Origin of the sequence: Olivibacter jilunii, assembly GCF_900607235.1 — a bacterium.
GTDB lineage: Bacteria > Bacteroidota > Bacteroidia > Sphingobacteriales > Sphingobacteriaceae > Olivibacter > Olivibacter oleidegradans.
Window position 1 is genome coordinate 140,734 of record NZ_LR027855.1, and the last position, 9,076, is coordinate 149,809.

8 protein-coding genes are annotated in these 9,076 nt (G+C 39.8%); 5 read left to right on the forward strand and 3 right to left on the reverse strand.

What is annotated here, in order from left to right; genetic code table 11:
- The first annotated feature begins 6 nt into the window (after nucleotides 1–6).
- The gene (locus E0E36_RS22015; protein WP_130857775.1) at nucleotides 7–726 is read left to right on the forward strand and encodes a menaquinone biosynthetic enzyme MqnA/MqnD family protein; all 720 of its coding nucleotides are present in this window, start codon (nucleotides 7–9) and stop codon (nucleotides 724–726) included.
- A gap of 245 nt (nucleotides 727–971) precedes the next feature.
- Here E0E36_RS22015 and E0E36_RS22020 read toward each other — a convergent pair whose 3' ends face one another.
- On the reverse strand, nucleotides 972–1,925 hold the full coding sequence (locus E0E36_RS22020) for an aldo/keto reductase (protein WP_130857776.1): 954 nt from the start codon (nucleotides 1,923–1,925) through the stop codon (nucleotides 972–974).
- Nucleotides 1,926–2,020: 95 nt separating this feature from the next.
- The gene (locus E0E36_RS22025; protein ID WP_130857777.1) at nucleotides 2,021–3,139 is read right to left on the reverse strand and encodes an AI-2E family transporter; all 1,119 of its coding nucleotides are present in this window, start codon (nucleotides 3,137–3,139) and stop codon (nucleotides 2,021–2,023) included.
- A gap of 123 nt (nucleotides 3,140–3,262) precedes the next feature.
- Between E0E36_RS22025 and E0E36_RS22030 the strand changes: the two genes are divergently transcribed.
- The 4 genes from E0E36_RS22030 to E0E36_RS22045 all read left to right on the forward strand — a co-directional run bounded on the left by E0E36_RS22030 (nucleotide 3,263) and on the right by E0E36_RS22045 (nucleotide 8,035).
- Complete coding sequence (locus tag E0E36_RS22030; RefSeq protein WP_130857778.1) at nucleotides 3,263–5,092, forward strand: alpha-L-fucosidase; 1,830 nt, start codon at nucleotides 3,263–3,265, stop codon at nucleotides 5,090–5,092.
- 11 nt (nucleotides 5,093–5,103) lie between these two features.
- The gene (locus E0E36_RS22035; protein ID WP_130857779.1) at nucleotides 5,104–6,552 is read left to right on the forward strand and encodes an alpha-L-fucosidase; all 1,449 of its coding nucleotides are present in this window, start codon (nucleotides 5,104–5,106) and stop codon (nucleotides 6,550–6,552) included.
- Nucleotides 6,553–6,730: 178 nt separating this feature from the next.
- A complete protein-coding gene (locus E0E36_RS22040; RefSeq protein WP_130857780.1) occupies nucleotides 6,731–7,336 on the forward strand; it encodes a DUF6580 family putative transport protein in 606 nt (201 codons plus the stop codon).
- A 6-nt stretch (nucleotides 7,337–7,342) separates the two neighbouring features.
- Nucleotides 7,343–8,035 carry an SIR2 family NAD-dependent protein deacylase gene (locus E0E36_RS22045; RefSeq protein WP_130857781.1) on the forward strand — a complete coding sequence of 231 codons (693 nt, stop codon included), beginning with the start codon at nucleotides 7,343–7,345 and terminating at the stop codon, nucleotides 8,033–8,035.
- 392 nt (nucleotides 8,036–8,427) lie between these two features.
- On the opposite strand, the gene E0E36_RS22050 is transcribed toward E0E36_RS22045, so the two are convergent.
- Entirely contained in the window at nucleotides 8,428–8,676 is a 249-nt protein-coding gene (locus E0E36_RS22050; protein WP_130857782.1) for a hypothetical protein, read from the reverse strand.
- Nucleotides 8,677–9,076: the final 400 nt, after the last annotated feature.

Below are 9,076 nucleotides of genomic sequence, written 5' to 3' on the forward strand. Positions count from 1 at the left end.
TAACACATGAACAAAATTAAAGTATCAGCCGTATCCTATACAAATACGACTCCATTTATCTATGGTATAAAAAACACCCCACTGATTGATGAAATAGAATTAAGCTTGGATATACCAAGTACCTGCGCACAAAAGCTAATTGATTGTCAGGTGGACGTAGGCTTGGTACCGGTAGCCGCTCTATTGCAGATACCGAAATATGAAATTATTTCAGACTATTGTATCGGCGCTACCGGCGCAGTTAATTCAGTATTTATTTTTAGCAACAAACCGGTTCACGAAATAAAAACGCTACGACTTGATAAGCAGTCACGCACTTCTAACAACCTTGCTCGCGTACTGTTAAAAAATTACTGGAAACAACCGGTTGAACTTACGGAAGACCAAAATGCCGATGCATTCGTCGAAATAGGTGATCGGACGTTTGGAAAAAAGGAAAGCTTTCCTTTTGTTTATGATATGGGAGCTGAGTGGATGAACTTTACGGGTTTACCTTTTGCTTTCGCCGTATGGGCCGCTAACAAATCTTTACCGAGCAGTTTTATTGAACTTTTCAATAAATCAATGAAATTCGGATTGGATAATCGAGATAAGGTTATCGACAACTTGCCTAAAAGGGACGATTTTGATATCGCTCATTACCTTAATCACGCTATCGACTTTGCGCTTACTGATAAAAAAAGAGAAGCGATTCAATTGTTTCATCAGTACATTCAAGCACTTTAAGGGAACAGTGAACCGGTTAATAGGGAACAAGGGAACAGTGAGTAGGGAACAGTGAACCGGTGAGTTGGAGCTAGGGAACTAGTTAAAGGCTAGGTAACAGATAAGAAAAAAGTTCTCCCTATTAACTATTTCCCTAATAACTACTCCCTATTAACTACTCCCTAATAACTACTCCCTATTAACTACTCCCTAATAACTACTCCCTGCTAACTACTCCCTAATAACTACTCCCTGCTAACTGCTCCCTAATAACTACTTGCGTTATCCAATATTTTTATTTCCTCCGAACTCAGTGCGATGTCTGCCGACGTAATTAAATCATGCAGCTGTTTCTCATTGGTTGCGCTGGCAATAGGCGCGGTAATAAAAGGTTTATGGAGCAACCAGGCAATGGCTATTTGCGCCTTCGTTGCACTTTTATTGGCGGCGATTTCTTCCAAGGCAACCAGAATTCTTTCACCGCGTTCATTCAAGTATTGTTTTACCGTTTCACCTCGCTGGCTTTTGCCTAAATCAGCTTCCGTTCGATACTTGCCGGTAAGAAAGCCACTAGCCAATGCATAATAATTTAGCACGGCCAGATTTTGATCCTGTACCAACGAAAGATACTCCGTCTCAAACGTCTGCCGGTCGTATAGATTATAAAGGGGTTGGATGCTGACATAAGGCTGCAAATTGTTTTTTCTTGCAAATTCGTTCGAAGCAGCAATACGTGCAGCCTTGAAATTAGAGGCGCCGATATAGCGTACTTTACCCTCTTCAATAAGGGTATTTAGCGCCTCCATAGTTTCTTCAACAGGCGTCGCCTCATCGTCATAATGGGTTTGATAGAGATCAATATAATCCGTTTTTAGTCTTTTCAACGAAGCCTCTACCGCTTCTTTTACATAAGCGGCTTTTAGCCCCTTTCTGTCTTTATCCATCTCAGCACCTAACTTGGTAGCAATCACTACATCATCGCGTTTTCCCCGTTTCGATAACCAATTCCCAATAAACGTCTCTGATTCGCCACCTTTATTTCCCGGAACCCATTTGGAATATACATCGGCAGTGTCTATAAAATTATAGCCGCCATCTATCAATGCATCCAATAACTGAAAAGATGCTGTTTCATCTAAAGTCCATCCAAAAACATTACCTCCAAAAGCAATAGGGGAAACCTCTAACGCTGTTAAACCTAACTTCCTTTTATGTGCCATTTACGTAAATTTATTTGTTACTAACAATAAACGGTAACTGACGGGATAAGTTTTAAATCTTGTCTACACGACGCCAAATATGACATCCCATTTACTCAATCTAACAGATTCTCTATTTTTTGCTTTCGTGTTCGCTTGGGGATCTTCATATAACTACCTTCTTCACTGCTTTCGTCTCCTAACAACATGCCCCAAGGCTTAAGCTCCGGTATTCTATCAAAAACCACTTTCATAATGGCAATGATGGGTATTGATAAAAACATCCCGGTAATTCCCCAAAGCATTTCGCCCAGCACGAGACCAATTAGGGCAATCAAGGTATTAATTTGCACTTTCGAGCCAACGATTTTCGGCATAATGTAATTTCCATCTACTGCATGAATAACGACCAATGCAATCACAACAAAAAGGACATTCGTTGCTGTCGAGGTAGCAAAAGTGATTAGAACCGTGATCACTAAGGCGGTAAAAATCCCCACATAAGGAATAATATTGAAAATGCCTGTAATCAACCCTAGGAGGAAGCTGTACTTTACGCCAATAAAGTAAAATGCCAAGCACGCCAGAATAGTGACTATCAGCATTTGTAAAAAAAGTCCCACGACATAACGTTTTATAATATACTGGATCTGGTAGACAATTTCATACACAACAGGGCTATGATTTTCTTTAAATGAATTCACTAAAAACCTAACAATCAACCTTCTATGAAAAAGAATAAAAAACGTATAAAGAAAAGAGAATAGCAACAGTAAAAACAGTGACGATAAGGACATCAATGTTTTGCTCAACAAGGTAGTCCCGGTACTAAGTGATTTTGAAGCAGCTTGATTGATATAGTCAATCTGTGCTTTGTTGTTTACATGAAAGGTATCGGAAATCCAAAACTGCAGGTCAGCTGCTGATTTCAAGAGCTGTTGCTTAAAAGCCGGCCAATCATTTGCCAAAGACGAAAGCTGAGTACCTAACAAGGTGAACACCGCACCAATGAGTATGACCAGCGCAATGGATGATAACAACGAAGATACGGAACGAGGCATTTGAAAATTGCGTTCCAGAAGATTAGCCAGCGGCAACAGCAAAACCGAGCATAAAAATCCAAAGATCAATGGAGCCAAAATGGTATGTCCTAAAATCGCCAGGTAGCCCAATAATAGGATACTCAATAAGACGCAGGCCAGTTTAACATAAAAAGGGAGTACAACTGTTTTCATATAATGTACATAGGAGTAAATAAAAATAAAGTTAACGTATTTTTAAATCCGTGATACAATTTCTTTGCCTAAAATGATAAATAGATTATCTTTATCAAAAAAATTAAAATCTAACCACAACTTATGCCAATAAAATATATAGTCGTTAAGCTTTTAGCGTGCTTTCTTTTTCTTTCCACATCTGCGCAGGAAAAGCAAACAACCAATCAGCAAAAAATGGAATGGTTTAAGGATGCCAAATTGGGTATATTTATCCATTGGGGAATCTATTCGGTAAATGGTATTTCCGAATCATGGTCTTTTTTCAATAATTATTTAAATCATGAAGCCTATATGCGGCAATTGCAGGGCTTTACGGCATCAAACTACAAGCCGGAAGAGTGGGTAGATCTCATTTCTCTCAGCGGTGCTAAGTATGCCGTTATCACTTCTAAACATCACGATGGTGTAGCATTATGGGACAGTAAGGTTGATAAGGCTATTACGATTGAGAAGCACGGTGCGGCTAAACGTGACGTGCTCAGTCCTTTTTTAAAGGCGCTGAAAAGAAAAGAGATCAAATCAGGAATTTATTTTTCTTTGCCCGACTGGAGCCAAGACGATTATGATGTCTTCACTCGCCTCAGAAAGCGATACAACTTAAAAGACGACCCAAACCGATGGCAACGATATCAAAACTACATGATGGGCCAACTGGAAGAGCTTTCGGATCGCTTCGACCCAGATTTATTATGGTTTGATGGCGATTGGGAGCATAGTGCCGGCGAATGGCAAGCTGAAAGTATATTAGCAAATCTTCGAAGACACAATCCAAATATTATAGTCAATGCACGATTAACAGGCCATGGCGATTATGACACCCCCGAACAAGGCGTACCCGTGCTTAAACCATCCAATCCGTATTGGGAATTATGCTATACCATGAACGATTCTTGGGGTTATCAGCCGTACGACCGGCATTATAAATCATCGAATATGATTATCCGAACCTTGATTGATTGCATTAGTATGGGAGGGAACCTACTCTTGGATATCGGCCCACAGGCGGATGGCCGTATCCCGACTGAACAAATTGCCATTTTGAAAGATCTTGGTCGGTGGACACAAAAAAACGAGGAAGCCATTTACGGAACCCGAGAAGGGCTGCCGCACGGTCATTTCATAGGAAAATCCGCTTTATCGAAAGACAATAAAACAATTTACTTATTTCTCGAGAAAAAGGACAATAAAACAATATATATCAATGGCTTAACGTCTAAAGTAAACACCGTGTGCATTTTAGGCCACCAAGGAAATATTTCTTTCCAAGAACAGGGGCAACAACTAGCTATTGACATCCCGGCCGCCGCGGAAGACAAGGATGCTACTGTTGTAGCCGTTCAACTTGCTGAAACATTGAAGCTTAGTACGCCGCAACTGAACAAAATCGCTCACGAGAATTTACAACGCCCTGAAACAAGTTTAGGCCAGCAGATTCACACAATTATCAACAACATCAATGCAGGCAATAATCTTTTTGATAACAGCCAGTTAGCAGCAGATGGATACAATTATCGTTTACCTGAAAACCCTTCTTTGCAAGCTTGGATAACGAAGCATGCCGAAGCGCTGTACCATGCGAAGAGCGGCCTTCCGGAAGGGCACTATACCGGACTTAGTGCTTTATCGGAAGATAAACAAACCTTATTTTTGTTTATTGAAGGCAAACCAACCGGCCCTATAGCTATTAAAGGACTTAGAAACACAATACAACGTGCGCGAATTGTGGGCGAGGGCACTTTATTAACACCACTGATTTACAACAAATTATATTGGAGCAAAGTACCGGGGATAACCTATATACCCGTACCGGAAGATCGTCTAGATCCGCAAATGACAGTTATTGCGCTGTTGTTGGACGGACCATTAGATCTTTACCGAGAAAATGTTGGTGCTATTGAAAATAACTTGTAATATCATATAATATGAAAAAATTTTTAGTGGGGTTACTGAGTTTATACTTCGGAACCCAGGCTATCGGCCAGGAACATAACACATCGGCCAATTATATTAAGCCGAAAGATCCATTGGTCGTGAAAAACCTGTCTGAATGGCAAGAATTGAAATTTGGCCTTTTTATGCATTGGGGCACTTATAGTCAATGGGGAATTGTTGAAAGTTGGAGCCTTTGTCCCGAAGACGAAGGGTGGACGCAACGTCGGGGCCCACATGCAGCCAATTATTATGAATATGTTAAGGCCTACGAAGATTTACAGAAACAGTTTAATCCGATTGACTTCAATCCCGGAAAATGGGCTCTGGCGGCGAAGGAAGCTGGCATGAAGTACGTGGTATTCACCACCAAGCATCATGATGGTTTTGCCATGTTTGACACAAAGCAAAGTAATTATAAGATTACCGATAGCAAATCACCTTTTTCAGGTAACCCTCGTGCCAATGTAGCCAAAGAGATTTTTAACGCTTTTCGACAAGATCAGTTCAAAATAGGAGCCTACTTTTCCAAACCTGATTGGCATACACCGTATTATTGGTGGCCTTATTTCCCGCCAAAAGATAGAAATGTCAACTATGACCCAAAAAAGTATCCGGATCGCTGGCAGCAATTCAAAGACTTTACTTACAACCAGATTAGCGAGTTAATGACTGACTATGGTAAAATTGACATCCTATGGTTAGACGGGGGGTGGGTGCGACCATTAGCGACTGTAGATACTACCGTCGAATGGCAACGAGGCATTAAAACAGAACAGGACATAGACATGCCAAGAATCGCTAACATGGCGCGCAAAAAACAACCGGGCATTATTATCGTAGATAGAACTGTCCCGGGTGAATATGAAAATTATGTCACACCGGAACAGTCGATCCCCAACAAGCCGCTCGATATTCCCTGGGAATCATGCATGACCATGGGCAACTCATTCAGCTATGTTCCGAACGATCAATATAAGCCGGCGAGAGAAATCGTGCACAATCTAATAAAAATAGTATCAAGAGGGGGGAACTACCTACTCAACATAGCTCCCGGGCCCAAAGGAGACTGGGATCCTATAGCCTATCAGCGTTTAAAGGAGATCGGAAAATGGATAAATAAATACGGAGAAGGCATTTATGCTTCGCATAGTATTGCTCCTTATTCAATCGGCAATATTTTTTTTACACAAAATAGGGAGGAAAATACCGTTTATGCTTTTATTTTACACAAAGAGGGAGGGGAGAACTTACCCGCTAAATTGGAATTGCCATTAAAAGAGGACGCCAAACTACATGATATAAGCCTGGTAGGTTCAAAAGTCAAGCTTCGCTGGAAGATTGTTGATAAGCATATTCAAATTGAGATTCCACAAACAGCGAGAAATTTGCAGTCGGACGACTATGCGAGCATGTTTAAGATCGGATATGTTTATTTGTGATAAGAGACATAGGACATAGGACATAAGATGAGAGACACAAGATCTAAGATTTCCTATGTCTGATACTTGATACTTACATCTTAATACCTACATCCTGGTACTTGACACCTACGTCTTGATCAACTAAATTAGTAAATAACACGCATTTTAGTTAAGTTTGTAGACAAATAATTCAAGTATGAACACAAGCGAAACCGGCAGAGTCAACACACGGAATGCCATGCTCATTTTAATCATCGTTAGCACCGCGCTTTTGCGGATTCTTAATGTAGGTAAATTTGGAGACTGGGCCAATTTCACACCCATTGGAGCTACCGCGTTGTTTGCAGGAACTTATTTTCGCAATAGGTGGGCTGCTTATTTTACACCCCTGTTAACACTTTTTATTTCCGATATCATCGTTAATTACGGTTATTACGGAAAAATCACTTTATTTTATGAGGGCATTGTGTACGTGTATATTGCTTTCGCACTTATGGTATTTGTTGGTAGCCTAATAAAAAAAGTGACGACCTTGCGTGTTTTCGGAGCGACCATAGCTTCGGTGTTAATCCATTGGATTGTCACTAATTTTGGTGTCTGGATAAGTGGTCAAATATATCCCTTAAACGCCCAGGGCTTTACCGACTGTTACATTAAAGCCATTCCATTTGAAAAGAATCTATTGCTGGGCAATTTAGCTTATGGAATTATTCTCTACGGAGGATTTGAATGGGCGAAAAAGCATTTCCCTCTTCTTGCCGTACCTCATGAACTAAGCATAAGCAAGCCAAACTACAAATAATCAGGCATGAAGGTTGTCGTATTCACGGGAGCAGGTATATCGGCGGAAAGTGGATTGAAGACCTTTCGCGGTGAGGATGGTTTATGGGAAGGATATAAAGTAGAAGACGTCGCTACTCCCGAAGCTTGGCGAAAAGACCCCGAATTAGTACAACATTTTTATAATATCAGGAGAAAAGCCGTGCTGGATGCACAACCCAATGCGGCTCATCAAGCCCTTGTCAAATTAGAAAGCAAATTTCAGGTCACCATAATTACCCAGAACATTGATGACCTGCATGAGCGGGCAGGATCAAAACATGTTATCCATCTCCATGGAATAATCACAAAAGCACAATCTTCTCTTGATCCATTATTGATTTATGACATACAGGGAACAGAGATAAAAATGGGGGACCGTTGCGCCAGGGGTTCCCAACTAAGACCTCATGTCGTTTGGTTTGGCGAACCCGTTCCAATGATGCAAACGGCTATTGATGAATGCCGAAAGGCTGATATCCTCCTGATTATAGGTACGTCGCTACAAGTATACCCGGCGGCAGGTCTGATAAATTTCCCGCCTCATTATGCACAAAAGATTTTAATCGATCCCGAGGCTCATCAACTTAATCGAGTGGATTCAGAAATTCAAAGTGTTGCAGCGAAAGCTAGTATCGGTGTCCCGAAGGTGGTCGATCAATTGCTCAGTGTGGTTAAATAGTTGAGTAGTAGAATAGTTGAGTAGACCATAAGCTTACGGCTTAGAGCATATGGCTTATAGCTTATAAATAGGCCTACAAAATTAGTACTAGATCTATTTGATCACCAAATAATATTTTATTTACAACTATATTTACCTGAAAATAATATATTTAACGTCTTTTATATAAAGAGTTGATACCGTAAAGATCGAGATGTTAGCCCTTGATCGCAAAGAAAGCAAAATATAATTCGGTTTCGATCAAAAACAAATCATAACAAGCTGCTTATTAATGAATTTGACATAGTAAAGAAAAGAAGAAATTGAGGAAGGATAGGAGCAGAAAGGATGATCTGAGGCGATCAAGAAGAAAATCCTACAGAGAGTCACAAAATATAGCTTATCGTTTATAGCTAATATTCATGACGTTCATAAGCCTTTTTAAAATCTGCACGCATAGTAGCAAAGCGTGCAACGATAGCCTGCACAAATTCTTCGTCCAGTATTTGAAAAACACCGTTTACGCCGTCCGTAACATCCATTTCAGTAATCTTGTAAACTTGTTCAAGAGAACCTTGCTCAAATTTAATAATAAACTTTTGATTCATGGAAAAGATGCTGATTTTGCATTCTTTATGCGGAAGCTCGGCAATTGCTCTCATAGGAATCTGTGAAAATATAGAAGATTAGTTTAACTAAGGCCAAAGTTACAAAATATCAACCATATGTTAATATGGGGCGAGGGGAAAACTTTTTATTTAACATAATATAAATTATAAGATAAAATAGTTTGCCTTTTAATGTTTACTCTGATAAAGAGAAATGGCTAAATATGTGCTAACAAATAAAGCTGTTGATAACCTTACAAAAATCTGTGATTACTTATGAAGTGTGGTCGGAAAATCAGGCCGATAAATATATCATAAATTGCAGGCAGTTACTATTCCTCACATACCAGATACAACTAAAATTCCTACTATAAAAGCATTTTTATTATTTTGTGCATATTTTATATTGCTTAAATAAAATGTATAACTGCTTTTATGCCAAAATAATGTGATA

Coding starts and splice junctions, on each gene's coding strand:
- E0E36_RS22015 (WP_130857775.1), top strand. CDS start 7: ATGAACAAAATTAAAGTATCAGCCGTATCCTATACAAATACGACTCCA.
- E0E36_RS22020 (WP_130857776.1), bottom strand. CDS start 1,925: ATGGCACATAAAAGGAAGTTAGGTTTAACAGCGTTAGAGGTTTCCCCT.
- E0E36_RS22025 (WP_130857777.1), bottom strand. CDS start 3,139: ATGAAAACAGTTGTACTCCCTTTTTATGTTAAACTGGCCTGCGTCTTA.
- E0E36_RS22030 (WP_130857778.1), top strand. CDS start 3,263: ATGCCAATAAAATATATAGTCGTTAAGCTTTTAGCGTGCTTTCTTTTT.
- E0E36_RS22035 (WP_130857779.1), top strand. CDS start 5,104: ATGAAAAAATTTTTAGTGGGGTTACTGAGTTTATACTTCGGAACCCAG.
- E0E36_RS22040 (WP_130857780.1), top strand. CDS start 6,731: ATGAACACAAGCGAAACCGGCAGAGTCAACACACGGAATGCCATGCTC.
- E0E36_RS22045 (WP_130857781.1), top strand. CDS start 7,343: ATGAAGGTTGTCGTATTCACGGGAGCAGGTATATCGGCGGAAAGTGGA.
- E0E36_RS22050 (WP_130857782.1), bottom strand. CDS start 8,676: ATGAGAGCAATTGCCGAGCTTCCGCATAAAGAATGCAAAATCAGCATC.